Source organism: Rhodanobacter sp. K2T2 (assembly GCF_013408815.1).
In the GTDB taxonomy this organism is placed as follows: Bacteria; Pseudomonadota; Gammaproteobacteria; order Xanthomonadales; family Rhodanobacteraceae; genus Rhodanobacter.
Map to the genome: position 1 here is coordinate 247807 of NZ_JACCCA010000003.1, position 26294 is coordinate 274100.

General features: G+C 63.2%; 26 protein-coding genes. 14 read left to right on the forward strand and 12 right to left on the reverse strand.

Annotation, left to right across the window (positions count from 1 at the left end):
• Positions 1-39: 39 nt before the first annotated feature.
• The 5 genes from HDE78_RS06700 (at position 40) to HDE78_RS06720 (ending at position 6757) form a co-directional block, all read left to right on the forward strand.
• Positions 40-1092 (forward strand): LacI family DNA-binding transcriptional regulator, encoded by a 1053-nt coding sequence (locus HDE78_RS06700; RefSeq protein ID WP_345776039.1) that lies wholly within the window; start codon positions 40-42, stop codon positions 1090-1092.
• A 115-nt stretch (positions 1093-1207) separates the two neighbouring features.
• Positions 1208-2443, forward strand: coding sequence for an L-fucose:H+ symporter permease (fucP, locus tag HDE78_RS06705; protein WP_255457695.1), 1236 nt, complete (start codon positions 1208-1210; stop codon positions 2441-2443).
• 83 nt (positions 2444-2526) lie between these two features.
• Positions 2527-3504, forward strand: a complete 978-nt coding sequence (locus HDE78_RS06710) for a carbohydrate kinase (RefSeq protein WP_179477758.1) — start codon at positions 2527-2529, stop codon at positions 3502-3504.
• Entirely contained in the window at positions 3501-4742 is a 1242-nt protein-coding gene (locus tag HDE78_RS06715; RefSeq protein ID WP_179477759.1) for an AGE family epimerase/isomerase, read from the forward strand. Before HDE78_RS06710 ends, HDE78_RS06715 begins: the two co-directional genes overlap by 4 nt.
• Before the next feature lie 71 nt (positions 4743-4813).
• Positions 4814-6757: a M1 family aminopeptidase gene (locus HDE78_RS06720; RefSeq protein ID WP_179477760.1), complete on the forward strand. Its 1944-nt coding sequence runs from the start codon at positions 4814-4816 to the stop codon at positions 6755-6757.
• A 105-nt stretch (positions 6758-6862) separates the two neighbouring features.
• Here HDE78_RS06720 and ssb read toward each other — a convergent pair whose 3' ends face one another.
• Complete coding sequence (gene ssb, locus HDE78_RS06725) at positions 6863-7387, reverse strand: single-stranded DNA-binding protein (RefSeq protein WP_179477761.1); 525 nt, start codon at positions 7385-7387, stop codon at positions 6863-6865.
• A gap of 244 nt (positions 7388-7631) precedes the next feature.
• On the opposite strand from ssb, the gene HDE78_RS06730 reads away from it, so the two are divergent.
• The gene (locus HDE78_RS06730) at positions 7632-8441 is read left to right on the forward strand and encodes a hypothetical protein (RefSeq protein WP_179477762.1); all 810 of its coding nucleotides are present in this window, start codon (positions 7632-7634) and stop codon (positions 8439-8441) included.
• Between the two features lie 206 nt (positions 8442-8647).
• Here HDE78_RS06730 and HDE78_RS06735 read toward each other — a convergent pair whose 3' ends face one another.
• Positions 8648-9544: a tetratricopeptide repeat protein gene (locus HDE78_RS06735; protein WP_179477763.1), complete on the reverse strand. Its 897-nt coding sequence runs from the start codon at positions 9542-9544 to the stop codon at positions 8648-8650.
• A gap of 354 nt (positions 9545-9898) precedes the next feature.
• Here HDE78_RS06735 and HDE78_RS06740 point away from each other — a divergent pair, with 354 nt between their 5' ends.
• Positions 9899-10078 (forward strand): hypothetical protein, encoded by a 180-nt coding sequence (locus tag HDE78_RS06740; protein WP_179477764.1) that lies wholly within the window; start codon positions 9899-9901, stop codon positions 10076-10078.
• Between the two features lie 67 nt (positions 10079-10145).
• Here HDE78_RS06740 and tfpZ read toward each other — a convergent pair whose 3' ends face one another.
• The 8 genes from tfpZ to HDE78_RS06780 all read right to left on the reverse strand — a co-directional run bounded on the left by tfpZ (position 10146) and on the right by HDE78_RS06780 (position 17609).
• Entirely contained in the window at positions 10146-10886 is a 741-nt protein-coding gene (tfpZ, locus tag HDE78_RS06745) for a TfpX/TfpZ family type IV pilin accessory protein (RefSeq protein WP_179477765.1), read from the reverse strand.
• Between the two features lie 152 nt (positions 10887-11038).
• Positions 11039-12424, reverse strand: coding sequence for a sugar porter family MFS transporter (locus HDE78_RS06750; RefSeq protein ID WP_179477766.1), 1386 nt, complete (start codon positions 12422-12424; stop codon positions 11039-11041).
• Positions 12425-12494: 70 nt separating this feature from the next.
• A complete protein-coding gene (locus HDE78_RS06755) occupies positions 12495-13391 on the reverse strand; it encodes an SMP-30/gluconolactonase/LRE family protein (RefSeq protein WP_179477767.1) in 897 nt (298 codons plus the stop codon).
• On the reverse strand, positions 13388-14155 hold the full coding sequence (locus HDE78_RS06760; RefSeq protein WP_179477768.1) for an SDR family oxidoreductase: 768 nt from the start codon (positions 14153-14155) through the stop codon (positions 13388-13390). Before HDE78_RS06760 ends, HDE78_RS06755 begins: the two co-directional genes overlap by 4 nt.
• 46 nt (positions 14156-14201) lie before the next feature.
• Positions 14202-15350: a galactonate dehydratase gene (gene dgoD, locus HDE78_RS06765; RefSeq protein WP_179477769.1), complete on the reverse strand. Its 1149-nt coding sequence runs from the start codon at positions 15348-15350 to the stop codon at positions 14202-14204.
• A complete protein-coding gene (locus HDE78_RS06770; protein ID WP_179477770.1) occupies positions 15347-15979 on the reverse strand; it encodes a 2-dehydro-3-deoxy-6-phosphogalactonate aldolase in 633 nt (210 codons plus the stop codon). The genes dgoD and HDE78_RS06770 overlap by 4 nt, the downstream gene beginning before the upstream one ends.
• Positions 15976-16905 carry a 2-dehydro-3-deoxygalactonokinase gene (locus HDE78_RS06775; protein ID WP_179477771.1) on the reverse strand — a complete coding sequence of 310 codons (930 nt, stop codon included), beginning with the start codon at positions 16903-16905 and terminating at the stop codon, positions 15976-15978. The genes HDE78_RS06770 and HDE78_RS06775 overlap by 4 nt, the downstream gene beginning before the upstream one ends.
• The gene (locus tag HDE78_RS06780; protein ID WP_179477772.1) at positions 16902-17609 is read right to left on the reverse strand and encodes a FadR/GntR family transcriptional regulator; all 708 of its coding nucleotides are present in this window, start codon (positions 17607-17609) and stop codon (positions 16902-16904) included. Before HDE78_RS06780 ends, HDE78_RS06775 begins: the two co-directional genes overlap by 4 nt.
• A 261-nt stretch (positions 17610-17870) precedes the next feature.
• On the opposite strand from HDE78_RS06780, the gene HDE78_RS06785 reads away from it, so the two are divergent.
• From HDE78_RS06785 to HDE78_RS06800, 4 genes are all read left to right on the forward strand, one after another.
• Positions 17871-18323, forward strand: coding sequence for a MarR family transcriptional regulator (locus HDE78_RS06785; RefSeq protein WP_179477773.1), 453 nt, complete (start codon positions 17871-17873; stop codon positions 18321-18323).
• A 213-nt stretch (positions 18324-18536) separates the two neighbouring features.
• A complete protein-coding gene (locus tag HDE78_RS06790) occupies positions 18537-19097 on the forward strand; it encodes an isochorismatase family protein (RefSeq protein ID WP_179477774.1) in 561 nt (186 codons plus the stop codon).
• A 2-nt stretch (positions 19098-19099) separates the two neighbouring features.
• Positions 19100-19429 carry a hypothetical protein gene (locus HDE78_RS06795; RefSeq protein ID WP_179477775.1) on the forward strand — a complete coding sequence of 110 codons (330 nt, stop codon included), beginning with the start codon at positions 19100-19102 and terminating at the stop codon, positions 19427-19429.
• Between the two features lie 6 nt (positions 19430-19435).
• On the forward strand, positions 19436-20722 hold the full coding sequence (locus tag HDE78_RS06800; protein WP_179477776.1) for an MFS transporter: 1287 nt from the start codon (positions 19436-19438) through the stop codon (positions 20720-20722).
• Here the strand turns inward: HDE78_RS06800 and HDE78_RS06805 are convergent.
• Complete coding sequence (locus HDE78_RS06805; RefSeq protein WP_218862103.1) at positions 20715-21638, reverse strand: LysR family transcriptional regulator; 924 nt, start codon at positions 21636-21638, stop codon at positions 20715-20717. The genes HDE78_RS06800 and HDE78_RS06805 overlap by 8 nt on opposite strands.
• Before the next feature lie 111 nt (positions 21639-21749).
• Here HDE78_RS06805 and HDE78_RS06810 point away from each other — a divergent pair, with 111 nt between their 5' ends.
• Positions 21750-23288 carry an MFS transporter gene (locus HDE78_RS06810; protein ID WP_179477777.1) on the forward strand — a complete coding sequence of 513 codons (1539 nt, stop codon included), beginning with the start codon at positions 21750-21752 and terminating at the stop codon, positions 23286-23288.
• A gap of 86 nt (positions 23289-23374) precedes the next feature.
• Here the strand turns inward: HDE78_RS06810 and HDE78_RS06815 are convergent, their stop codons facing one another.
• Entirely contained in the window at positions 23375-24496 is a 1122-nt protein-coding gene (locus tag HDE78_RS06815; protein ID WP_179477778.1) for an NAD(P)/FAD-dependent oxidoreductase, read from the reverse strand.
• Between the two features lie 83 nt (positions 24497-24579).
• Here HDE78_RS06815 and HDE78_RS06820 point away from each other — a divergent pair, with 83 nt between their 5' ends.
• Both HDE78_RS06820 and HDE78_RS06825 read left to right on the forward strand, forming a co-directional pair.
• Positions 24580-25254 carry a TetR family transcriptional regulator gene (locus HDE78_RS06820; RefSeq protein WP_345776040.1) on the forward strand — a complete coding sequence of 225 codons (675 nt, stop codon included), beginning with the start codon at positions 24580-24582 and terminating at the stop codon, positions 25252-25254.
• A 246-nt stretch (positions 25255-25500) separates the two neighbouring features.
• On the forward strand, positions 25501-26238 hold the full coding sequence (locus tag HDE78_RS06825) for an ABC transporter substrate-binding protein (protein WP_179477780.1): 738 nt from the start codon (positions 25501-25503) through the stop codon (positions 26236-26238).
• Positions 26239-26294: the final 56 nt, after the last annotated feature.

A 26294-nucleotide genomic window follows, 5' to 3' on the forward strand; every position in this document is an offset into this window, starting at 1 on the left:
ATCGTTCCAAATCTGCATCGCCGCCATTCGCAGAGTACCGTGTCCAGCCACCCGCCGACCCATCGCAAAGTCACGCTTAACGATATTGCCGCCGGTTGCGCCCTGTCGCGCGCCACGGTATCGCTGGTGCTGCGCGGCAGTCCCCTGGTCAATCGCGAGACGCGCACACGGGTCGAACAGGAACTGCGACGACAGGGCTACGTCTACAACCGCGCTGCCGCCAATCTGCGCCGGCGCACCTCGACCAGCATTGCGCTGGTACTGAACGACCTGGCCAACCCCTTCTTCGCGGAATTTGCCGCCGGCGTGGACGAAGCGCTGGCCGCCGCCGGTTACGTCACCCTGCTCGGTTGCACTGGCGAGTCGGCGAGCCGCGAGCAGGCCGTGCTCAGCTCGCTGCTGGAACATGGCCCGGCCGGCATCATCCTGTCGCCGGCCGAGCACAGCAATGCGCAGGACGTGCTCGCGGCCATCGGTCCGCTGTCGCCGCTGCTGCTGTTCAATCGCGAGCTCGGCGGCGCGGCGCCCGACATCGCGCGCTGGGATCAGCTGGCGCTGGACAACCAGCGCGGCGCCCGGCTGGCGACCGAGCACCTGATCGAGCGCGGCCATCGGCGTATCGCCTTTTTTGGCGGTCACCACGACTCCAGCTCGTGTAGCCAACGGCGCGCCGGCTTCGTCGAGGCGATGCAGGCGGCGGGCCTACCGGTCGAGCCGGCATGGCAGATCGAATGCGCGCCGACCCGCCTCGACGCAGCGCACCGCACGGCCGCGCTGTTTGCCGGTGACGCCGCGCCTACGGCCGCCGTGTGCTACAACGATGCGGTCGCCCTGGGCCTGATGCTCGGCCTCAACCAGCGCGGCTTGCGCCCGGGCAAGGATTTCGCCTTGACCGGTTTCGACGACATTGCCGAGGCCGCGCTGGGCATGCCGCCACTCACCACCTTGTCCACCGCGCCGCACGAGCGCGGCATGCAGGCTGCGCAGCTGATGCTGCAGCGCCTGCACGAACCGCATACACCCAATCGCCAAACTGTTGCGCCGGTAAAACTGGTAATCCGCGCCAGTAGCTGCCCACCACCTGCTTTCTGACTCTCCCAGATCGACTCACGCAAAACCCACTCAAGGACTCCCCATGGCTCCAAACATCCCGCCCACGGCCGCCGCGTCAGGCCCGAGCAAGGGCAATCGCTACACCGATTACCCGATGGCGCTCGGCGTGCTCACCACGATCTTTTTCATGTGGGGCTTCCTGACCTGCCTCAACGACATTCTGATCCCGCATCTGAAGTCCATTTTCCAGCTCAACTATGCGCAGGCGATCCTGGTCCAGTTCACCTTTTTCGGCGCGTACTTCTTGATGGCGCTGCCCTCCGGCAAGCTCGTCGCCGCGCTGGGCTACAAAAAAGGCATCGTTGCCGGCCTGGCCATCGCCGGCATCGGCGCGCTGGGCTTCTGGCCCGCGGCAGCGCTGCATTCCTATAACGCCTTTCTTGGCGCGTTGTTCGTGCTGGCGACCGGCATCACCGTGCTGCAGGTGGCAGCCAACCCCTACGTGGCCCTGCTCGGCCCGGAGCGAACCAGCTCCAGCCGCCTGACCCTGGCGCAGGCGCTGAACTCGCTGGGCACCACGCTGGCGCCGCTGTTCGGCGGCCTGCTGATCCTGTCCAACGTGGTCAAGACGCCGGATGAGCTGGCCAAGCTTGCGCCGGCACAGCAGCTGATCTACCAGACCCAACAGGCGCAGGCCGTGCAGATGCCGTATGTCGGCCTGGCGATCGTGCTGTTCCTGCTGGCCGTCTTCGTCTGGCTGTTCCGCCTGCCCACGCTGGAAGAAACCACGGAAAAGCCGGGCGCCACCACCAAGCACACACTGATGGAGGCACTGCGTCATCCGCACGTGCTGTTCGGCGTGCTGGGCATCTTTTTCTACGTGGGCGCGGAAGTTTCCATCGGCAGCTTCCTGGTCAACTATCTGGCGATGCCGGACATCGGTCACATGACCGAGCAGCAGGCCACGCATTACGTGTCGCTATACTGGGGCGGCGCGATGGTCGGCCGCTTCATCGGCTCGGCGCTGATGGCGAAAGTGCTGCCGCGCACGCTGCTATCGATCTTCGCCGCGATCAATGCCCTGCTCGTGCTCACCACCATGCTCACCAGCGGCGACATGGCGGTTTACAGCATCGTGGCAATCGGCCTGTTCAACTCGATCATGTTCCCCACCATCTTCGCGCTCGGCATCGAGCGTCTCGGCACGCTGACCAGCAAGGCGTCCAGCCTGCTGATCATGGCCATCGTCGGCGGCGCGCTGATTCCCTACGTGCAGGGCGTGTTCGCCGACCATATCGGCCTGCAGCACGCGTTTTTCCTGCCGCTGCTGTGCTACGCCTATATCCTGTTTTACGGCGTCAGCGGTTCGAAGGTTCGCACCATCAAGTAAATGGCCCATCCCAACGAGGCGCCCCGGCGCCTCGTTTTTTTTCGCCCCGTTTTTTTCAAACTCAAAAATTCAAGACCGTGACCATGCAACCCATTCTCTGTTTCGGCGAGGCGCTGATCGACTTTCATGCGCAGGGCAGCGACGAACGCGGATTCGCGCAGCAGTTCGTACCCTTTGCCGGCGGCGCCCCGGCCAACGTGGCGGTCGCCGTGGCGCGGCTCGGCGGCGACGCGCGCTTCGCCGGCATGCTGGGCAAGGATCGCTTCGGCGACTTTCTGCTCGACCGCCTGCAGCACGAGGGCGTCGGCACCCAGGACGTGGCGCGTACTGGCGAAGCGAATACCGCGCTCGCCTTCGTGACGCACGATGCCAAGGGCGAGCGCAGCTTCAGCTTTTACCGTCCGCCGTCGGCCGACCTGCTGTTTCGCGCCCAGCATTTCAGTAACGAAACGTTTGCCGACGTAGCGATCTTCCACGTCTGCTCCAACAGCCTGACCGATCCCGCGCTGGCCGAGGCCACCTACGCCGGCATGCGCCGTGCACGCGAGGCCGGTGCGCTGATAAGTTTCGACATGAATCTTCGCCCCGCGCTGTGGCCGCACGGCAGCGAGCCGCACGCCGCGCTGTGGGAGGCCCTGCATCTGGCCGACGTGGTCAAACTCAGCAAGGAAGAATTTGCCTACATTGCCGTCGACGGCGAAGACGCGGCGCTCGATGCGCTGTGGAAGGGCCGCGCCACTTTGCTGATCGTGACCGACGGCAATCAGCCGATGCGCTGGTTTCATCCGGACATGGACGGCGAGCTGCCGTGCTATTCGGTGCCGATGGTCGATGCCACGGCGGCGGGCGACGCCTTTGTCGGTGGCCTACTGTATCAACTCGCCACACTCGAAGGTCGCGGCGTCGAACGCCTGCAACCGCTGCTCACCTCGCTGCCGCATCTGCATGCGGTATTGCGCTACGCCGCCGCCTGCGGCGCGATCGCCGTTGGTCGCCAGGGCTCGTTTACCGCGATGCCGACCGATGCCGAAACCCGACATTTCATGGAGACCCACGCATGAGTTCCGACGCCACCCGCGGCACGCCCGATTTCCGCTCCGCCGATTTTCTGCGCAAGCACATCGCCCACACCATGGCGTTCTACCATCCGCACGCGATCGATCCGGCCGGCGGCTTTTTTCAGTACTTCAAAGATGACGGCACGATCTACGATCGCAGCCACCGCCATCTGGTCAGCAGCACGCGCTTCGTCTTCAACTACGCGATGGCCGCGATGGAGTTCGCCGAAGACGCTGCGCTGGCGAAGGAGTACATGGATGCCACCCATCACGGCCTGCGCTACCTGCGCGACGTGCATCGCAACCCGAAAACCGGCGGTTACACCTGGACCATCCGCAACGGTCAGCCGGAGGATCGCACCAATCACGCCTACGGCGTGGCCTTCGTGCTGCTGGCCTACTCGACGGCGCTAAAGGCAGGCATCGGCGAGGCCGCCGCGTGGATGGACGAAACCTGGCAGCTGCTCGAGCAGCGCTTCTGGGATGCCGAAGCCGGCCTCTATCGCGACGAGGCCGATGTAGATTGGAACTTCAGCAGCTATCGCGGCCAAAACGCCAACATGCACATGTGCGAAGCGATGCTCGCGGCGTACCAGGCCAGCGACGATCCGCGCTATCTCGAGCGCGCGCTCACGCTAGCCGATCACATGACGCGCCGGCAGGCGGCCAAGGCCGATGGCCTGGTGTGGGAGCATTACGACAGCGAGTGGAACATCGACTGGGATTACCACCGCGACAATCCGAAGGACCTTTTCCGTCCCTGGGGCTATCAGCCCGGCCATCAGACCGAATGGGCCAAGCTGCTGATGATCATGGAGCCGCTACTGCTCGAACGCGGCCGCGAGGAGAACTGGCTGCTGCCCACCGCCATGCATCTGTTCGACACCGCGCTGGCGCGCGCGTGGGATGAAACCAACGGCGGCATCGCCTACGGCTTCGCGCCGGACGGCAGCGTCTGCGACGGCGACAAATACTTCTGGGTGCAGGCCGAATCGCTGGCCGCCGCGGCCCTGCTGCACGCGCGCACCGGCTTGCCCGTCTATGACGACTGGTACGGAAAAATCTGGGCCTACGCGTGGGAGCATTTCGTCGACCACCAATACGGCGCGTGGTATCGCATCCTCACCGTCGACAACCAAAAGATCGACGACGAAAAAAGCCCGGCCGGCAAGACCGACTATCACACCATGGGCGCGTGCTATGAAGTGCTAGCGCTCATCGAGTCCGGCGGCATTCCGTGAACCAGGCTATGCACAAACCCCTCATAGTTACGTTAAACCCAAGGCTACTCGCTACTGGCTTCGCTCTGCTGATGCTGACCACGATCGGCGCATCAACTGCGGCGGCAGCCGATAAATCATCCGCCTCACGGTTCGATCCGTCGCAAACGTTCGCCCCCTACGCCTACCCGCAGCCGGCCAACGCCTTTCGCTCCGCCAGCGGCATGCCGGGGCCGCTGTTCTGGCAGAACCGCACAGACTATACGATCCAGGCCGCGCTCGATCCCGTCAGTCGAAAACTCAGCGGCAGCGAAGTCATTACCTACACCAACCATAGCCCCGACGCGCTCGACGTGCTGTGGCTGCAGGTGGAGCAGAACCGCTATCGCAAGGACGCGCGCGGCGCCTTCAGCGACAAGTTCCCGAACCAATTCACCGATGGCGAACATATCGAGTCGGTGCAGGTCGAAGACGGCACCGGCAAGCTGCAGGACGCGACCTGGGTGATTTCCGATACGCGCATGCAGGTGCGTTTGCCGACGGCACTGAAAGCCAAGGACGGCCGGCTTCGACTGCACATTCGCTGGAACTACACCGTGCCCGGCGAATTCGGCGGACGCACGGATTTTAATGCCAGCAAGAACGGCGATATCTTCGAAATGGCGCAGTGGTATCCGCGGCTCTGCGTCTACGATGACCTGCGCGGATGGGACACCGCGCCTTACCTCAACAGCGAGTTCTACCTGGAATACGGCGACTTCGATTATTCGGTCACCGTGCCGTGGGACATGATTGTCACGGGCTCGGGCGAACTGCTCAATCCCGCCGACGTGCTCACCGCCACCGAACAGCAGCGGCTGGAGCAGGCGCGGCATAGCGATACCACGGTGATGATACGCACGCCCGAGGAAGTGACCCAGCCGTCCAGCCGTCCAAAGCGCAGCGGCACGCTGACCTGGCATTTCCGCATGCAGAACAGCCGCGACGTGGCGTTCGGCGCATCAAAGGCGTATGTTTGGGACGCCGCGCGCATCAACCTGCCGGCCGGAAAGACCGCGCTGGCGATGTCGCTGTATCCCGTGGAAAGCGCCGGCGATAAAGGCTGGCGCCGCGCCACCGAATACCTGAAAGCCGCTACCGAATATTTTTCGGCACAGTGGTTCCCCTACCCGTGGCCGGTGGCCGTCAACGAAGCCGGCACCGCCGGCGGCATGGAATATCCCGGCATCACCTTCGACGACAAAACCACCACGGGCAGCGACCTGCACGCGCTGATCGCGCACGAGATCGGCCACAGCTGGTTCCCGATGATCGTGGGCAGCAACGAGCGCCGCGATGCGTGGATGGATGAAGGCTTCAATACCTTCATCGACGTCTACGAATCCGACCATTTCAACCACGGCGAATTCGCACCCAAGCGCGACGGCGAATACGCCCCCGGCAAAGGTACGCCGGCCGACCAGATGGCTGCCGTGCTGGCCGATACGAACGCGCCGCCGCTGTTGATCGGGGCCGATATGGTGCCCGAGAAGTACCGCCATCCAATCACCTATTTCAAAGGCGCCTTCGGCCTCACCTTGTTGCGCGAACAGATCATCGGGCCGGAGCGTTTCGACCCTGCGTTCCGGCGCTATATCGCTACCTGGGCTTATAAGCATCCCAGTCCGTCGGACTTCTTCCGTTTCATGGAAAGCGAAACCGGCGAAGATCTGGGCTGGTTCTGGAACGCCTGGTACCAGCACAACTGGCAGCTCGATCTGGCGGTGCAAAAAGCCGCCTATACCGGCGGCGATTTCCGCAAGGGGCTCGACGTCACCATCGCCAACCTCGATCAGCTGGTGCTGCCGGCCACGCTCGAAGTGATCTACGACGACGGCAGCGAGCAGGACGTTCGCGTGCCGTGGGAAACCTGGCAGCAGCACCGCACATACGTTGTCCACGTCGATGGCGCGCGCAAGGTGAAATCGGTCACCATCGACCCCACGCATGCACTGCCGGATCGCAATCGGGCCAACGACAGCGCGCTGGTGAAATAGCGTTGTAGTTTAGATGGCCATCTCCCGCCGCGGAGAGGCCCTCAAAAAAAGCCCGCCGATCGGCGGGCTTGGTTCAATCCATGACAAATGGTGTTCTGGTAGGTTTCAGAACGGGATATCGTCGTCGTCGAAGCTGTTGTTGCCGGCCGGAGCCGACGGGGCCGGTGCGCGCTGGCCGTAGTCGTCGCCGCCGCGATCGCCGCCACGCGAGGAACCGCCGCCGCTGCTGCGCTGACCGCCCGAGCTCTGCGGACGCTCGCGCTGACCGCCGCCGCTGCTACCACCGCCGCCTTCCATGCCGCCGAGCATCTGCATTTCGCTGGCGATCACGTCGGTGCTGTAGCGCTCGACGCCAGCCTTGTCGGTGTATTTGTCGGTGCGCAGCGAACCTTCGATATAGACCTGACGGCCCTTTTTCAGATAGTCACCGGCAATTTCGGCCAAGCGGCCGAACAGCTTCACCCGGTGCCACTCGGTGCGCTCCTGCTTTTCACCCGACTGCTTGTCGGTCCACGACTCGGAAGTGGCAATGTTGATCGTGGTGATCGCGGTGCCGCTGCCGGTGTGACGCATTTCCGGATCGCCGCCGAGGTTGCCGACCAGAATGACTTTGTTGACGCCACGTGCCATATCACTAACCTCGCTGTGCTTGGCCGAAGCCGTAGCCTCGACCCTGTCGATAATTGCCGGTCGCGCACGATTTTCACGCCTCCGACGGCCTCCCATCATAGCCGGCTGCGGCCGTTTTCGACATTCAGCATGCGCGGCCGATGCATCCATCCGCCGCAACGCCCCGTAATTAAGTCCTGCGACTCACGACGGCAGGCACGCATACCTTTCGGCCGCAAACCCCCTAACTGACGGGAGATACCTCTTGACGATGCCTCTCCATCGCCGCGCTTGTGCGCTTGGACTGACACTGAGCCTGGGCGCTACGGCGGTTGCCGCAAGCGCCAGCCCTACCGGATCCGATGCGATCCGCTACGTCGAAGGCAAGGCTTACGCCTCGGACGGCCACGTGATGTACACCGAATCGCACTGGATCTATGACGATGGCGACGACCCGTCGCGGCTGGTGCTGTATCGCTGTCCCGACGGCAAACCGTTCGCCCGCAAGACCCTGCACGACGACGGCGGCGCGCAGGCGCCCGATTTCACGCTGGACGACGGCCGAACCGGCTACCGGGAGGGCGTTCGCAACGCCGGCGGCAAGCGCGAGGTATTCGTACGCGACAGCACAAATGCCAGGGAGCGCACGGCCACGCTGGATACCTCGCCCATGCCGGTGATCGACGCCGGCTTCGATGCCTATATCCGCGCGCATTGGGACACGCTGAGCAAGGACGGCGACACGTTGCCGTTTCTGGTGCCCAGCCGCCTTGGCACGCTCAGCTTTCGGGTCAAGCGCCAGGCCGATGCCCAGATCGAAGGCCGCGCCGCGCGCCAGTACCGTTTGAGCCTGGACAGCATGATCGGCTTCGCCCTGCCCCATCTGGACGTAGCCTACGACGCCAAGACGCATGAACTGCTGAGCTTCGACGGTATTGCCAATATCCGCAGCAGCAGCGGCAAAAACGTCAGCGCCAAAATCCTGTTCGATCCGTCGAAAAACAAGGACGTTGCCCGTGCCGATCTGGATGCGGCCACGAAGGAGCCGCTGGGCGGGCAGTGCAAGATTCCGTAAGCTAAGCGCAGGAACGTTGAGTGTAGGTTGGGCTGAGCGCAAGCGACTCAAGCGACTGTGGAGGCATGGATGCCGGAACGAACATTCGCGTAGCGAATGGACCAAAGGGCGGCTCGCTGGAGCGAGCCGTATGCCCAACGTCAGCTGGTAATCCATGTTGGGCTTCGCTCGCGCTCAGCCCAACCTACCTCCTACATTTCGCCACTTCAGCTCCAGCTATCGTCGCCGCTGTCGTCAAACGAGCCGCCGTCGCTGTTGTCGTCCCAGCTGTCGTCGTTATTTCCCATATCGATCGGCTGGTTGCGCAGCTGGTCAAAGGCCTGATCCTGCGGATCGGGCGCGTTCGGCGCGAAGTTGTTGCCGGACTGGAAATCGCCACGCTGCTCTTCTTCGCGACGCTCATGATTTTCGTACGCGTTGACCGCAGCCGCACCCAGCACGCCGCCGGCGAGCCCGCCGAGAATGCTGCCGCCGATCCCCGATCCGCCCTGCGGACCCGGCTGATAGCCCGGCGGCGGGTACGGCCCGTTGCCGTACGGGTTCTGCGGGCCGGGCGCGCCATAACCCTGCTGGCCATAGCCCTGATTGCCGTAACCGGAGTTATTCATCGCGCCCTGCTGGCGGCGACGGAACCAGCCGAACAGCAGCACCACGATCACCGCGCCGATCACCCACGGCCAGATGCTGCCGCTGGAGCGCGGCTGGGCTGCCACAGGCTGCTCGACCGCCGCGTAAGGCACTTCGCGTGCGCTCGCTGCCGGACGGCGTACGCCGGTCGACGGCGCCAGGGCCTGATTCAACTCGGCCTCGAAACGGTTGAACTTTGCAGGGTCGGTAAAGCTGATCTTCGGATCGATCGTCTTGGCCTGACTGGCCTCCTTCTGCGCGTCGCCGATATTGCCCTCATGGGCGAGCACCTGGGCCAGCAAGTAGTGCGCCTTGGCGCTCTGCGGATGCTCGGTGATCGCCTGGCGCAGCTCCTGCTCGGCCAGGGTGTAATTGCCCTGCTGGATGGCCGCCTGCACTTCCTTCGGGCCGTCGGCGGCGAAGGCCGATCCGCTGACCAGAAGCACCCATAGTCCCGTCAACAAAAGCTTTTTCACGCGTTTCTCCGATGGCACGACCTGGCGGTCGACTGGTGATAAATCGGGCCGATTGGGCCGGAGCGCAAGGCTAGCATTGCGCCGTGGTTTCGCCGTTAAGGCAACGAGATGTCCAGGGCCGCGGTTCACACTCGCGTTAACCTTCGAAGCATCGACCGCCAGTGGGCGCAGAGACCTATCTGCGACACGAAGATATCGACGTACCCCGCACTGCAGCCACCAGGCGGGTGCCGACATCGCGGCATATAAAAGTTGCCCCAGGCGGGCGGCAGCAAGGCGGCACAGCGCTCTGGCAATGCACCGCCGGCTGGCTTACATTCTTGCCCTAAGCCATAAACATCCCGAGGACCAGCCATGGGCGCGACCGGACCCGTCAATCCCGACTTCGTCAACACCCCGCCCGACGTCAGCCACTCGCCCACGGGCATGCACCGTCCGCTGCATGGCGAATTCGATAGCGAAGAAACCGCCTATCAGGATGAAGTCCAGCACGACACCGCGCTACGCGAATCCGTGCTGCGCACGCCGCGATAGGCTCGGCAACCTGTAGCTCTGTGCTCGCCGCTTGCAAGGCCGCTACACGCACTCTGCGTGACGATGGCTAAGCGTCGATAGGCAGCACGGCGATCGGACGCTTGGTCACAGGCGACATGATCGCGGTGTAGGTCGTGTCCTCGCGCTGGAGCGGCAGCGCCAGCAGCGTCTGCGAAGGTTCCGACGCCTGCAAACGACGAAGATAAGCCCGTTGGGAATCCGTGGCGTTCTTGAGCGATGCCAAGGGCCTGGCATGTTTCATCACCGCATCGATTGCCTGATCGTAAGTCACATAATATTGGGGCAGCCGATCGATATCCTTGCCGGTCTGCATGACCTTGAGTGCAAAATCGCCGAGCGATACGTCTTTTGGCGTGAGCGCGCCCACCAGCACGGGACCGTTCAACGAACGCTTGCGGAACTCGGGCCTGTCGCCCTTGGCCAGATCCGCATCGCTGAGCTGCTGGGCCGAGACCATCACCAGTCTATCCACTTCGGCGACGATGAATACCGGCCGTGCATCGGTAATCACGTGCACGCCGTAGCTCAAGGCGGCGATCTGCAGTATGCCGATGACGGTGAGATCCAGCCGCAACAGTTTGCGCGCCTTATGACGATTCACCACCAGCAAGGTCAAGAGTGGCCCGATGCAGATGTCGACGCCCAGCAGCAGCAAGATCAGCCGGTTCGCCCCCGCCGCGGAAAAATACGGCGAAGGGAACCAGATGAAGTAGAGCCAGGCCAGCATCAACACCGTCAACACGATGCTTATCGACAGATGAACGGCAGCGGCTTTCCAGCGATTCATAGGGCGAAAAGGACTCGAAGCGGGCGCACGAAATATACGACGCCTGATCAAGAATTGCTTGCACCTCATCCAGCTGAGCAGGCGGTTTGCCGACAAAAAACGCCGGCGCTAAGCCGGCGTTTTCTAACCGTTGGTGTAGGGCGGATAGAAGATTACCGCCCAATCGCACGCAACGGCTTGCCGGCCATCAGCCTGGTTTCGATCTGTTCCAGCGTCACGCCTTTGGTCTCCGGCACGAGCCAAAAGGTGAGGCCGATGAAGATCACGTTGAGCGCGGCGTAGAGCCAGAACGTGTTGGCATTGCCGATGCCGTTGAGCAGGCTGAGGAAGGTCAGGCCGACGATGTAGTTGCCGACCCAGTTGGTGAAAGTGGACGCGCCGATGCCAAAGTCGCGGCCTTTGAGCGGCTGCACTTCCGAGCATAGCGTCCAGATCAGCGGGCCCGCCGACATCGCGAAGCCGACAATAAAGAGCAGCAACATACCCACGGTAAAATACTGCTCGCCTTTGCCGTTGATGCCCATATGCATCATCGCGCCAACCACGCCCAAGCCAAGCGCCATCACCACAAAACCCGCGTAGAGCATCGGCTTGCGCCCGAGACGATCGACAAAGCCGATCGCAATGAAAGTAGCCAGCACGTTGGTGAGACCGACGATGGCGGTAAACCACAGCTGCGCGTGGGTGTCGTAGCCCATCGTCTGGAAGATCTTCGGCGCGTAGTACATCACCACGTTCATACCGGTGAACTGCTGCATCAGCTGCAGCAGTACGCCCAAGCCGACCGAGCGACGAAAATTCTTGTTCTGCTGAAACAGATGCCAACCGAGCTGTGGCTGCTTCAACTGTTCTTCGATGTCAGCGATCTCGTGGTCGACGATACCGTCGTCACCGCGCAGACGCTTGAGCACCTTGATCGCGTCGGGTTTGCGACCGCGCATCATCAGCCAACGCGGGCTATCGGGCAGAAAGAACACGCCGAACAGAAACAGCACGCCTGGGATGGCAATGATGCCAAGCATCCAGCGCCAAGCGCCTGCGGCGCTGAAAGCCAGATCGGAAAGGAACGCCACCAGAATACCGGTGGTGATCATCAGCTGATAAAGCGAAATCATCGAACCGCGAATTTTCTCCGGCGCCACTTCCGCCAGATACAGCGGCGCCGTAAAGGTCGCTATACCGATCGCCAGGCCGAGCACGATGCGCGCCAGAATCAAGGTGATCGGCGACCAGGCGAACGCGCACAGCAGTGAGCCGAGGACGAACAACACCGCGCCGGCGATAAGCGATTTTTTTCGGCCAAGTGCCGAGGACATCCACGCGGCACCGAGCGCGCCGATGGCCGCACCGAGCATCATGGCGCTGACGATCCACTCCACGGTGTGGTCGTCGATATTGAAATCTTTCTGGATGAACTGGGTGGCGCCGGAAATCACGCCGATATCTAGACCGAACATCAGGCCGGCCAGCGCCGCCAGGATGCAGGTAAAAATAACCGTCGTTCGGGCGACGGCTTGCGGTGACTCAGAAGTGTTCATGGTTTTATTCCTGAAGAGGAAAGCGGATGGGGACGCCGGATCGGATGACCGCAAAGCGCATCATCCGGCGTCATCCGTCACGATTCGGTGTACCGGCAAAGCGCGACTCGCGCAGGCCGGTCATGCCGACGTCGACGGTGAAGAGGTAGCCGGCCTGAGGATCGGCGGCGAGTTGTTCGGCCGTGAGGTCTTCGCTGGCGCTGGTGACGAATAGCGTGTCGAGTTTTGCGCCGCCAAACGCCGGCTTGGTCGTCTGCGCGGCCGGCAGCGCGATGATGCGATCCTCGCTGCCGTCGGCCAGGTAACGCACCACGCGGCCCATGCCCCATTGCGCGTTCCACAGCGCACCCTCGGCATCGACCGTGGAGCCGTCGGGCACGCCGCTCATACCGGTGAGGTCGACGAACAGGCGTGGCTCGCCCAGCGTGTCGCCGTAATCGCAACAGTAGATCTTGCGCGTCGGCGAATCGCAGAAATACATGCGATCGCCGGCCGGGCTGAAGGCGATGCTGTTGCTGATCGCCACGTCGGGCAGCGGCAGCCGCTGCAGGCTCAGATCGCGGTTGAGCCGATAGAAGCCGCCCACGGCCTGCTTGTCGCCCTGCGCCGGCTCGTGCAGCGTGCCGAACACGAAGCGACCCTGCCGATCGCAGACGCCGTCGTTGCTGCGCGTCGGCAGTTCTTTTTCCACCGCGTGCAGCTCAATCAGTTCACGCGTGTCGGGATGGAAGAAAGCCAGCCGCGAGGCCAGCGCCAGCAGCAGCCAGCCGTCGGCTTCGCACAACGCGAACGAGGCGAGCCGCTCGGGCATGTCCCAGTGCAGCACGCGGCCATCGTCAGGATGCAAACGCCACAGCTTGCGCCCACCGATATCGGTCCACCACAGCGCCTGCAGGCGGTCGTCCCACAGCACGCCTTCGCCCAGCTCGTGCGGCACGGCGTGTGCAACGGTCGGCGCTGCGCTCATACCCAACCTCCATCGACAATGAAATCCTGGCCGGTGCACATACGGCTGTCATCGGCCGCGAGAAACAGCGCCGCGCGCGCCACATCGGAAGGTTCCAGATGTCCGGGCAGGCACTGGCCGCGCTTGATCGAGGCTTCGCCCTCGGCATCGAGCCACAGCGTGCGCTGCTTCTCGGTGATAACCCAGCCGGGCACCAGACAGTTGATGCGGATGTGCTGCGCGCCGAGTTCGCGCGCCATGCCGTTGACGAAACCGCGCACCGCGGCCTTGGCCATCGCATACAGCGGGAAGGCGCCATTTTTCCTGATCCAGCTGATGGAACCCATGCAGATGATCGAGCCACCGCCCAGCCGCTGCATATCCGCCATCACCGCCTTGGTGACAAAGACCTGGTGGCGCAGATTGACGGCAATATTGCGCTCGAAGAACGCCTCATCCACGTCGTCCAGGGCATGGCGGCCGTCATTCGCCGCATTGTTGATGAGCACCGAGAACGGACCCACCGCGCTACGCAAGGTGTCGATGCTCCGTGCCAGCGCATCGAGGTCGGTGATATCGCCATGCTGGTACGTCGGCGTGTGCGCCACATCTGCGAGCGACTCGACCAGCGCGGCTGCCGATGCATCGTCGATATCGATGAAGCCGACGCGCGCACCCTGCCGCGCGAAGTGTTCTACCAACGAGGCGCCGATGCCGCTGGCGCCGCCGGTAATGAGCACGCTGCGATCGACAAGGCTGGGGTAATTGGCAAAACGTGCCGTCATGATAGGTTTTCCATAAAACGAAGAGGGCGTAAGGCGCAGGCGATGCTTACCACTCCGCGACGCTACCGTCGGCGTGCCGCCAGATCGGGTTGCGCCAGCGATGGCCGACCGCCGCGCGCTCGATCACATAGGCCTCGTTGACCTCGATACCGAGGCCGGGGCCACCGGGAATGGTGACGTAGCCGTTCTCGTAGGCGAACACGCTGCGATCGGCCACGTAGTCGAGCAGATCGTTGGCGGCGTTGTAGTGGATGCCGAGGCTCTGTTCTTGGATAAAGGCGTTGTGACAGACGGCGTCGAGCTGCAGGTTCGCCGCCAGCGCGATCGGGCCGAGCGGACAATGCAACGCCAGCGCCACGTCGTAGGCTTCGGCCATCGCGGCGATCTTGCGCGTTTCGGTGATGCCGCCGGCATGCGAGGGGTCGGGCTGGATGATGTCGACGCCACCGCGATCCAGCACGCGCTTGAAATCCCAGCGCGAATACAGCCGTTCGCCAAGCGCGATCGGCGCTGGCGAAATAGCGGCCAGCTCGGGGATGCATTCGAGGTATTCCGACAGCACCGGCTCCTCGATAAACATCAGCTTGTACGGCGCCAGCTCGCGCATGAGCACTTTGGCCATCGGCTTGTGCACGCGGCCGTGGAAGTCGACGCCCAGGCCGATGTTCGGGCCCACCGCATCGCGCACCGCCTGGACGTTGGCCAGCACCTTGTCGACCTTGTCGTGCGAGTCGATGTACTGCATTTCCTCGGTGCCATTCATCTTGACCGCGGTGAACCCCCGGCCTACCGCATCACTGGCCGCGCGCGCGGTGTCGGCCGGACGATCACCGCCGATCCACGAATACACGCGGATGCGATCGCGTACCGGACCACCCAGCAAGGTATGCACCGGCACACCGAGATGCTTGCCCTTGATGTCCCACAGTGCCTGGTCGATGCCGGCGATCGCGCTCATCAGAATCGGACCGCCGCGATAAAACCCGCCGCGATACATCACGCTCCACAGATCCTCGATGCGGCTGGGGTCCTTGCCGACCAGGTAATCGGACAGCTCTTCCACGGCGGCAGCGACCGTCAGCGCGCGCCCTTCCACCACCGGCTCGCCCCAGCCGACGATGCCGCTGTCCGTTTCGATTTTCAGAAACAGCCAGCGCGGCGGCACGAGATACGTTTTCAGGCCGGTGATTTTCATGCCGCGTACGTCTTCGCCTCGGCCCATGCCTGGGCGAACTTCTTCGCGCGCTCACCGGTTTCCGCCGCGCTGCGACCGGGCGCATACAGCGCCGAGCCGATGCCGAAGCCGCGTACGCCAGCGGCCACGTATGGCCCCATGTTTTCCGGCGTGATGCCGCCGACAGGCAGCAAGGCCAGATCCTTCGGCAGCACCGCACGCCAGGCCTTCACCACGGCGGGGCTGATGTGCTCGGCGGCAAAGATTTTCAGCGCGTCGGCACCGGCATGGATGGCGGCAAACGCTTCCGTCGGCGTGGCGATGCCGGGAATGCAGAACAGGCCGTGACGCTTGGCTTCGGCAATCACCTCCACATCGCCATGCGGCATCACGATGAGCTGGCCGCCGGCGGCCACCACCTGGCCCACCTGCGCCTTGCTCAAGACGGTGCCTGCACCGACCAGCGCGCGATGGCCAAAGGCCTCAGCCATCAATCCGATGCTGCGCATCGGGTCGGGGGAATTGAGCGGCACCTCGAGGATGCGAAAGCCCGCATCGAGCACGGCATTGCCGACATCGACAGCCTCGTCCGGGGTGAGGCCGCGCAGTATCGCCACCAGCGGCAGCGGTTCGAACCAGGGATCGATCATCGGGAAACTCCTGCAGAAGAATGAGACGTAGTGGCTCCCGGCAGACCCGCCGCGCGTGCCAGCCACCAAAGTCCGGCGGCAGCGGTATCGTCGACGGCGGGAGCCAGCGCGATGGAACATTCGGCCGCGGCCAGGCGGTAGCGCGCGCACAGCGCCGCGTCGCCGATCAACCACAGCGGCTGGTCGGTGGGCATGCGCCGGTCGGCTCGCATCGAGCGAAACTCCTCGCCGATCAGCAGGCCGGAGAGATAGTCGGGAATGGAGGCCGGTTGCAGATCGCCGTCGAGCATGCGTGCGCGCGTGGCAAATAGACGGCTCAAGACACCGGCGGCACCGCTATCGCGCGCCTGCCGCACGCCGTCGAGAAACGCGTCGCCGTCATCGACCACGGCTCCGGCATCGACACCGGCCGCAAGAATGGAATGCTGACGCAATAATGCAAACAGCTCGCCGGTCATCAGCGTGCAGAAATCCACCACCCTGCCCTGGCGCAGCGATACCCACTTGCTGTGGGTGCCGGGCAGCAGCACCGTGGCGTCGGCGGCGGTCGGATGAAGCGCCATCAGGCCCACAATCTGGGTTTCCTCACCGCGCATCACGTCCGGTCCGCGCGGATTGCGCAGGCCCGGCACAATCGTCAGGCCGTCGGCGGTATCCAGCGCGCCGGCCAGCTCGTCCCCGCCGGCGGGCAGATCAAGATAGGCGACCTCGCGCCAACCGCTGCGGCTGCCGATCATGCCGGACGCAATGCGGATCAGCGCCGGCCAGCCCTGGGTTACGGCCTCGAGCGCCCCGGCAAAGCCGCTGTCCGGCAGCTGCCGGATACCCCAGGGCTGCCGGCGCGTCTCCAAGACCGTGCCGTCGGCATCCATCCGTATGGCGCGCAGGCTCGACGTGCCCCAGTCCAATGCGATCAACCCGCTCATGCCACTCCTCCCGTGTGTTGAAGATGGCGCCGTGAATCGTCGACCATTTTCTGCATGGCCATGCGCGCTTGCGGGGCGCTGCGCTTGCGAATCGCGTCGTAGACGTTGAAATGGTGCGGCAGCGAATATTTGAAATCGTCCGACGCGCGCGCGGAGAGCAGAAAGAATCCGTGTAGCGCCGTGGCAATGACGTTGAAGAGCGAGCTCATCAGCTCATTATTCGCCGCGTTCAGTACGGCACTGTGAAATTCTGCGTCGGCTTTGGCCCATGCATCCCGATCGCCAGCCGCCGCCATGGCCTGATAGGCCGCGGCGATGGCGGCGAGCTGATCGCGATCGCGTTTCTTGGCAGCAGCAGCGGCAGCGGCGGGCTCGATGATCTCGCGCATCTCGACCAGTTCGGCAATAAAGGCCTGAGTCGGCATGGTGGCGAAGCGCCAGCCCAGCACGTCGGCATCGAGCTGATGCCAGAATCGTCGCTCGCGCACGCGCGCCCCGGTTTTCTGGCGGCTTTCGATCAGGCCTTTGGCGCCGAGCGCCTTCATCGCCTCACGCAGCGCGGAACGGCTGACAACGAGCTGGCCGGCCAGCAGCTCCTCGCTCGGCAGCGCGTCACCCGGCGCCAGCGAACCGCCTACGATCAAACGACCCAACTGGTCGACGACCTGCCGGTGAACGTTGGGTTGCGAAGCATCGGGAGGCATGGCGCTGGCTCGAATCCATTTGTACGACAATATAGTTTTAGCACAATCGACAGCCCAAAAACTTGCGGCCGCGGCAATCGCCGTAAGACAAGCCGCTCGGTGCGCGGAATGGATAAGCGCATCCCGGCCGATCGACGCGTCCACTTTTCCCCGCCGAATATTCCATCGTGGCATCCGCCGCTTGACAGCGAGCCCATGTAGGACGATGATCCAAATAACAAGTTTAACTTTGTAGTTTTTCTTTTAATCCGAGGCAAACGCATGGGCGATCCGCAGCACACGGACGAGGCCGCCAGCGCACTGGCGTTGGCCAGCGAGATGCGCGTCGTGATCGGCCGCCTGAATCGGCGCCTGCGCGAACAGGCGCACTCCAGTGATCTCACCGCCTCGCAAAAATCGGTGCTGCTGCATCTGGAACGCGAGGGCTCGGCGTCGATCACGGCGCTGGCGAAGGCCGACGGGGTGCGCCCGCAGTCGATGGGCGCCACGGTCTCGTCGCTGCAGGCCGCGGGCTTGATCGCCAGCGCACCGCATCCCACCGACGGCCGGCAAACGGTTCTTTCGCTGACCGCGAACTGCCGAAAATTGATGAAGGCCGGTCGCGCGGCACGGGAGGACTGGCTCTACCGCGCCATCAGCAGCAAGCTCACCGCAAAGGAGCAGATGAAGCTCGCCCAAGGCATCGCATTGCTCAAAAGGTTGAGCGAGGAATAGGCGCACATCTTCGCGCGCCCTGTAGGTAGGGCTGAGCGCAGCGACTGTGGAGGCAGAATGCCGCAACGAACATTTTCGAAGCGAATGGCACGAAGGGCGGCGCGCAGGAGCGCGCCGTATACCCAACGTGTCTGGCCCGGCGGATGTTGGGCATCGCTTTGCTCAGCCCAGCTTACGCCGCATTCGCCATACAAGACTTCCAAGGAGAACCCCATGCCGCTCACCACGCTGGACAAGCACACCGCGCTGATCGTGATCGATCTGCAAAAAGGCATCGTCGGCCTGCCCACCGCTCATCCCATCGACGACGTGATCGGCAACGCTTGCCGCCTGATCGAGGCCTTCCGCCGGCACGATCTGCCGGTGGTACTGGTCAACGTAACGGGCGTGTCGCCGGGCCGCGTCGAGCAGTCGCGGCTGCGCGGCGAGTTCCCTGCCGGCTGGGCCGATCTCATTCCGCAACTGAATCCGCAGCCGCAGGATCACCTGGTGACCAAACAGACCCGCGGCGCATTCACCGGCACGGACCTCGATGCATACCTCAAGCAGCGGGGCGTCACGCAAGTCGTGGTGGTCGGGGTCGCGACCAGTTCCGGCGTCGAATCGACGGCCCGGCATGCCTACGAAAATGGCTTCAACGTCACGCTGGCGGTCGATGCCATGACGGATATGAGCCTCGACCAGCACACCCACAGCATCACGCAAATTTTCCCGAGAATCGCGGAAACCGGCACCACCCAAGATGTCATCGATCGACTGGAGAGGAGCGCCTGATCATGCCATGGACCCACTATATCGCCTGGTTCTTCGGCGGCGCCTTTCTCGCCAACGCCATCCCGCATTTTGTCAGCGGCATGCTGGGCCGCGCCTTCCAGAGCCCGTTCGCCAAGCCGTCCGGCCGGGGGCTCTCTTCCTCCACGGTCAACGTACTATGGGGATTCTTGAATCTGGTCTTCAGCTACCTATTGCTGTGTCACGTCGGCGAGTTCGACCTGCGCGCTGCCGACGACGCCATGGCGCTCGGCCTGGGCATGATCCTGATGGGCGTGATGATGGCGCGTCACTTCGGGCGCTTTCACGGCGGCAATGCGACGGTCGCCAAGTAAATCTGGATGAAGGGTACGTTCCGTTCTCTGCGCAATCCCAATTACCGGCTCTGGGCCGGCGGCGCCGTCGTGTCCAATGTCGGCACCTGGATGCAGCGCACCGCCCAGGACTGGATCGTGCTGACCCAGCTGACTCATCACAACGCGACGGCTGTCGGTATCGTGATGGGCCTGCAGTTCGGACCGCAGCTGCTGATGCTGCCCTTCAGCGGCTTTGCCGCCGACCATCTGGACCGACGCAAACTGCTGCTGGCCACCCAGGCATCGATGGGTTTGCTGGCGCTTTGCCTGGGCCTGTTGACCGTCACGGGGCTGGTACAGCTGTGGCATGTATATGTATTCGCCTTCCTGCTCGGCTGCGCCGCCGCTTTCGACGCGCCGGCGCGACAAACCTTTGTCTCCGAACTGGTGGGCGAGGACGATCTATCCAACGCCGTGGGTTTGAACTCCACCTCGTTCAACGCGGCGAGGATGATCGGGCCCGCGGTTGCCGGCGTGCTTATCGCCGGCGTCGGCACGGGATGGGTCTTCTTGATCAATGCCGTTTCGTACGCCGCAGTGATCCTCTCGCTCTGCCTGATCCGGGTGGACACGCTGCATCGCGGGGAGCGCGCCGTGCGCAAACGCGGCAGCCTGATCGAAGGCTTTCGCTATGTGTGGCAACGCCCCGATCTGAAATCCGTGCTGTGCATGCTGCTGTTCGTCGGCACCTTCGGCCTGAACTTTCCCATCTTTATTTCCACCATGTCGGTGACGGCATTTCACGCCGGTGCCGGCGAGTACGGATTGCTGACGTCGACGATGGCGATCGGCTCCGTGGTCGGCGCGCTCCTGGCGGCCCAGCGCGCCAAAGCCCATGCCGCACTGCTTTTTTCGGCGGCCGCGGTATTCGCCTTCGGCCTGGCGTTCGCCGCGCTGATGCCAACGGTGTGGCTGTTCGGTGTGGCCCTGGCGATTGTCGGCATTGCTGCGCAAACCTTCACCACCACGGTGATCAGCACCGTGCAACTGAGTACAGCGCCGGCGATGCGTGGCCGCGTGATGGCGATCGTCATGGCCATCGCCCTGGGCGGCACGCCGATCGGCGCCCCCATCGTCGGCTGGGTCGCGGATACGTTTGGCCCCCGCTGGGCCATGGCCGTCGGCGCCAGCGCAGGTTTGGCCGCAGCGTTGGTAGGGGTGCGCTATCTCACCAAGTATCGGCAACTGCGCGTGCGCTTCAGCGAGCGGCGCATCCGTTTCAGCGTGGCCGATGCCAGCGCGTTGAACGATTCGCACTCGGCGATCACGTGAGCCGCGCCCCCTTGAAAAGCCGCGAAGAGACGAAATCGACAAAAACGCGAATCTTCGGCGACAGCTGACGGCTCGATGGCCAGATCACGGAAAACTGCCCCTCATCTTTCGGCAGGGGCAGCGATACCATTTCAAGCAGTCCTTCCGCGATGGCGTCGCTGGCGAGAAAGTCCGGCATGTAACCCAGACCGAGGCCTTCGATGGCCAGCGCGCGAATCGCTTCCATATTGCTGCAGGTGAGCATCGACAGCTGGCTTCGCTGCGGCGAAGCGGCGTTATCCGGAAACGGCCAGCCGCGAATTTTTCCGCTGGTGGGAAAACGAAACTGCAGACATGCGTGATCGGCCAGGTCCGCGATTTTTTTTGGCGCGCCATGTTGCGCAAGGTATTTCGGCGCCGCGCAGAGCACGAAGCGAAATGGGCCGAGGTGCTTGGACATCAGTCGCGAATCCGGTAGATCGCCACTGCGGATCACCGCGTCGAAGCCATCCTCGATGATATCGACCAGCCGATCGCTGAAGTCGAGGTCGAGTTCGATCTGCGGGTACAGCCGCTGAAATTCGGCCAGATGCGGCACCAGAAAGCGATAGCCGATGGTCGGCAGACTCACGCGTAACCGGCCACGCGGCAATTCGGCCGACTGCGAAAGCATCGATTCGGCGTCGTGCAACTCATCGAGCACTTTGCGGCAGCGCTCGTAGAAAAGCTCGCCCTCGGTGGTCAGTCTGACGGTTCGCGTGCTGCGCTGGAACAGCCGTACACCGAGCGCCTGCTCGAGCGCGGCGATGGTCTTGCCTACGGCAGAGGCCGACACACCGAGAATGCGGCTCGCGCCCACAAAACTGAGGCTTTCGGCGGCCTGCACAAACGTTGCGACGCGCCCCAGGCTTTCGATCGACTTATTCAAGCGATTCATTCCGCAGTGTGAGGATATTTAGGCTGATTATTGTCGATTGACGCTTCTATAGCATGTATTGGGCACGCGCCGATCAACCAGCGCCGTCTTTTCATCCACCGGAATAACGTCATGTCCAGCTCATTGAGTGTCGCTTCACCGAAAGCCTCACGGCTAATACTCGCCGCGGTCTGCCTCGCCGCCCTGATTCTGCCGTTGAGCTTTTCGGCCGGTGCAATAGCCACGCCGATCATCGGCAGACAGCTCGGCGGAAGCAGTACTAGCCTGATCTGGATTACCAATGCTTTCATGCTGGCTTTTGGTAGCACGCTGATGGCCGCCGGCGCTCTCGCCGACGCCTATGGCAGAAAGAAACTCTTTGCCATCGGCGTCGGTGCTTTTGCAGTGCTTTCGCTGCTGCTGGCCGCAGCCCCGTCCGTGTTATGGATCGACGTGCTGCGCGCGCTGCAGGGGCTTGCCGCTGCAGCCGCGCTGTCGGGCGGATCTGCGGCGCTTGCCCAAGTGTTCGACGGCCATGCACGTACGCGAGCTTTCAGCATGCTGGGAACAAGTTTTGGCACGGGTCTCGCTTTTGGCCCGATATTGGCCGGTTTTCTTATCGCTCATGCGGGATGGCGTTCGATATTTTTATTCATTGCCGCGGTGGCTGTCGCCGCATTCGTTTTCGGCGTGCCGCGAATGCAAGAATCGCGCGACCCGCAGGCGGCCGGATTGGATATGCCGGGCGCGCTGACTTTCACCCTGACGCTGGTGCTGTTGACCAGCGGCATCGTCGAAGCCACCGATCATGCGTTGACGAGTCTCGCCGTGGTTGGCCCGCTGCTCGCATCGACGATTTTTGCGACGCTATTCGTGGCGATCGAACGGAGGGTGCCTCGTCCGATGCTCGACCTGGCGCTTTTCCGCTATCCACGTTTCGTCGGCGTGCAGGTGCTGCCGATCGGCACCTGCTACTGCTATATCGTACTGCTGGTGCTGCTTCCGCTTCGATTTATCGGCGTCAACGGTTTGCATGAAACGGATGCCGGCATGCTCATGCTCGCCTCGTCGGCGCCGATGCTGGTCGTGCCGACGTTCGCCTCATGGCTGACTCGCTGGCTCTCGCCCGGCCTACTTTCCGGCACCGGCCTGCTGATCGCAGCGGCGGGTCTCTACCTGCTCAGCCGCGTCGCCATTCGCGAAACCAGTGGCGAGCTGGTGTTGCCGATGCTGCTGATCGGATGCGGCACCGGATTGCCCTGGGGACTCATGGATGGTTTGTCGATAAGCGTGGTGCCCAAAGAGCGTGCAGGCATGGCCACGGGAATTTTCAGCACGACCCGCGTCGCGGGAGAGAGCATTGCACTGGCGATCGTTACGGCGATTCTCAGCGTGTTGACGCAGTCCCGGCTCGCTCGTCTACTGCCCGATCGGCACGCGCACGATCGTTCGTCGATCCACGAGGCCGCTGCACGCCTGTCGTCCGGCGACCTTGCTCATGCTGTTCTGCGATTACCCGATCTCGGCGCCGCGATGCTGGTTACGCAATACGGCGAGGCGTTCCGAATACTTCTCCATCTGCTGGTTGTCGTGACGCTGATTTCGTCGCTCGTCGTTTTTACCCTGCTGACCAGACCAAAAGTGCCGGACGTACGCGATTCGGTCGAATGAACTCTTAAGATGTCAGGGTGGATTTGTGAGGATGGGAATCGATGTACCCGAGCAGTTTGAGTGACGAAGAACGGACGGTGGCGGCATCAACGATGTGCCACCGCGAGGAAGTCGGTAAGGCTGAAGGGGGCGTGCGCGCCCAGGCAGAGGTCCAACATCCGGTGCGCGTCCACGGCCGCGACCTTGCTGCGGGGGAACATCGCTGTTTCGTATGCGGCTAATGCGGCCTCGACATCGTCAGAATGGGCAGCGATAGCCAGGCCGAGTTCGGCGCCGTCGAGCATGGCCAGGTTTGCGCCGTCGCCGGCTGGCGGTGACAGATGGGCAGCGTCGCCAAGCAGCGTCACGCCGGGGGTGCGCTCCCATCGATGGCCGATCGGCAGTGTGTTGATCGGTCGCAGGACCGGCGAAGTGTCACTCCCGCTGATCAACGTGGTCAGCACCGAGGCCCAGCCGTCGAACTCCGCTCCGATCCGCGCCTTAGCAGTCGCGGCGTCGCTGAAATCGATGTCGGCGAACCAGGAAACCGGGCGCATCAACTGAACGTAAGTGTGGATTACGCCTCCCGGCTCCCGATGCGCGGTGATGCCCTTGCCGGGCTCCAACGCAAACATGCCCCCGGCGCCGACCGCCGCTGCGGACGCGGGGAACCGCCGATCGACATCGTGCAGGTAAGTTTCGACGAAGGAAACGCCGACGTAGGTGGGCTCGGCGTCCGAGAGCTGCTGCCGCACCTTCGACCAAGCGCCATCGGCGCCGACCAGCAAGTCGGCCTCTACGCTTGAGCCGTCGGCGAACGTCAGTTCGTGGCTTCCCGCCCTCGTGGATATCAGTCTGTCGAGCTTGCATCCCCACCGGATCGTGCCCGCTGGCAAGGAGTCGACGAGGATTCGCCGTAGCTCCCCTCTGAGCACCTCGGGACGCCTGCCATCTTCCGGCTGGTCGAGCAGCACGTTGCCCATCCGGTCGAGCGCACGCATGGCGTCGCCGCCTTCATGGATAATCGCGCGGAACGCGTCCGTCAGACCGGCTGCAGCGAGCGCGCGCTGGCCGTCATGCTCGTGAATATCGAGCTGGCCACCTTGGGCGCGGGCTTGGGCCGAAGCCTCCGCTTCATAGACTGTGGCGCGGATACCGTGGACGTGGAGCACGCGGGCCAGGACCAAACCACCGAGGCCTGCGCCGATGATGGCGATGGAATGGGTCATCACTTTGCCTCAAAGCACGACTGGAACAGTGTTCCACTCATAGCACGATTTGGAACATCGTTCCATACATGCCACGATACCGCGTGCCCAAACGACTCAAACAAACCGAGCATCGCGCTGAAGCACTTTCAAAAGCGCGGATTGTCCGGGCAGCGATCGAGATCCTCGATGCCGAGGGGGAAGCTGCCCTGACTTTTCGGGGATTGGCCGCGCGGTTGGCGACAGGCAGCGGGGCGATCTATTGGCATATCGCTGATCGGAACGGCCTTCTTTCGGCCGCGACCGAGGATGTTCTCGCTCCCGCCTTGGTAGCGGTGGGCGAGGAAACAGATTCAAAAGCCACTATCCGAGCTATCGCGCTCGGGGTATTCGACGCCATCGACGCCCATCCCTGGGCCGGTGCGCATCTTTCTCGCGAGCCGTGGCATCCCGCGATCGGCGAGATCTTCGAACACATCGGCGGACGACTGCAGGCGATCGGTGTCGCTGCCGACGCGCAATTCGACTGCACCTCCGCGCTGACGAGCTATATCCTCGGCGTGGCCTGCCAGAATGCGGCCAACGCCCGCCTGCTTCCTCGCGAGACGGATCGAGGGGACTTCCTTACGGCCATGACCGCACGGTGGACGCAGGGCGACCCGGATTCACGGCCGTTTTTGCGGCAGGTGGCGGCGCAACTGCGCGACCATGACGATCGCCAGCAGTTCCTCGCCGGCGTGGACCTGATTTTGTTGGGGGCCTGCGTCAAGCCAGCTTGACGGATTTGACCTCGCTGCCATCGTGTTCCCTTTGCGAGCGTTGCCGGCCAACTCGTTGTCGTCCAGTTCGCGTTCGGATGCTCATCAGCACGAGTATTTTCGGATATTCATGACCGGACTCTTTCGAAACCGAAAAAAATTTGCAGCACCTTTCCGCAGATGGCAACCATGCATATCGGAGGCGGGCCTTATAAAGCGCCGACAGCATAAGCTCGCAGCCCGCGAACCGCGTATTCGGATAAAGCCATGAAGCCAGACAGCACGACCAGGGCAAGCCTTGCGCCTCATCACCGCCTGCGAGCCTCGATCAATCTGGGCAATCCCATCCTTGCAGGCACCGATCCGGTCACGGGAAGACTACGCGGCGTTTCCATCGACCTCGCGATGGAACTGGGGCGACGCCTGGGCGTCGACGTCGAACTGATTGCGTTCGACACGGCAGGCAAGTCGGTACAGGCAGTGGCCGAAGAGAACGCCGACGTCGGTTTCTTCGCCATCGATCCAGCACGCGGTGCGAGCATCGCGTTCACCGCGGCCTATGTACTGATCGAGGGCTTTTATCTGGTCCGCGAAACGTCCCCCATAAAAACCAACGCCGACGTCGATCGACCGGAGCATCGTGTAGTCGTTGGACAGGGCAGCGCCTACGATCTTTTTCTGAGCCGTGAGCTCAAGCATGCGCAGATCGTCCGCGCCCCGAGTTCACCGGCCGTCGTCAGGACATTTCTCGAGCAACAGATCGAGGTCGCCGCCGGCGTCAAGCAGCAGCTGGAGCAGCAGGCCGCCGGAGAACATGGACTGCATTTGTTGCCCGAGCGATTCATGGTGATCCAGCAAGCGATGGGTACGCCCAAGATCCGCGGCGACGAGGCCGCGCTGTTTTTGCGGCAATTCGTCGAGGAGATGAAAGCCTCAGGCTTCGTGGCCGATGCGCTTGCCAGACACGGCATCAACGGCGCGTCGGTGGCGCCGCCCGAAGAGTAAGTGTCTCAGGCATTGGTAGGTTGGGATGAGCATTAGTGAATCCCAACATCGCGGCG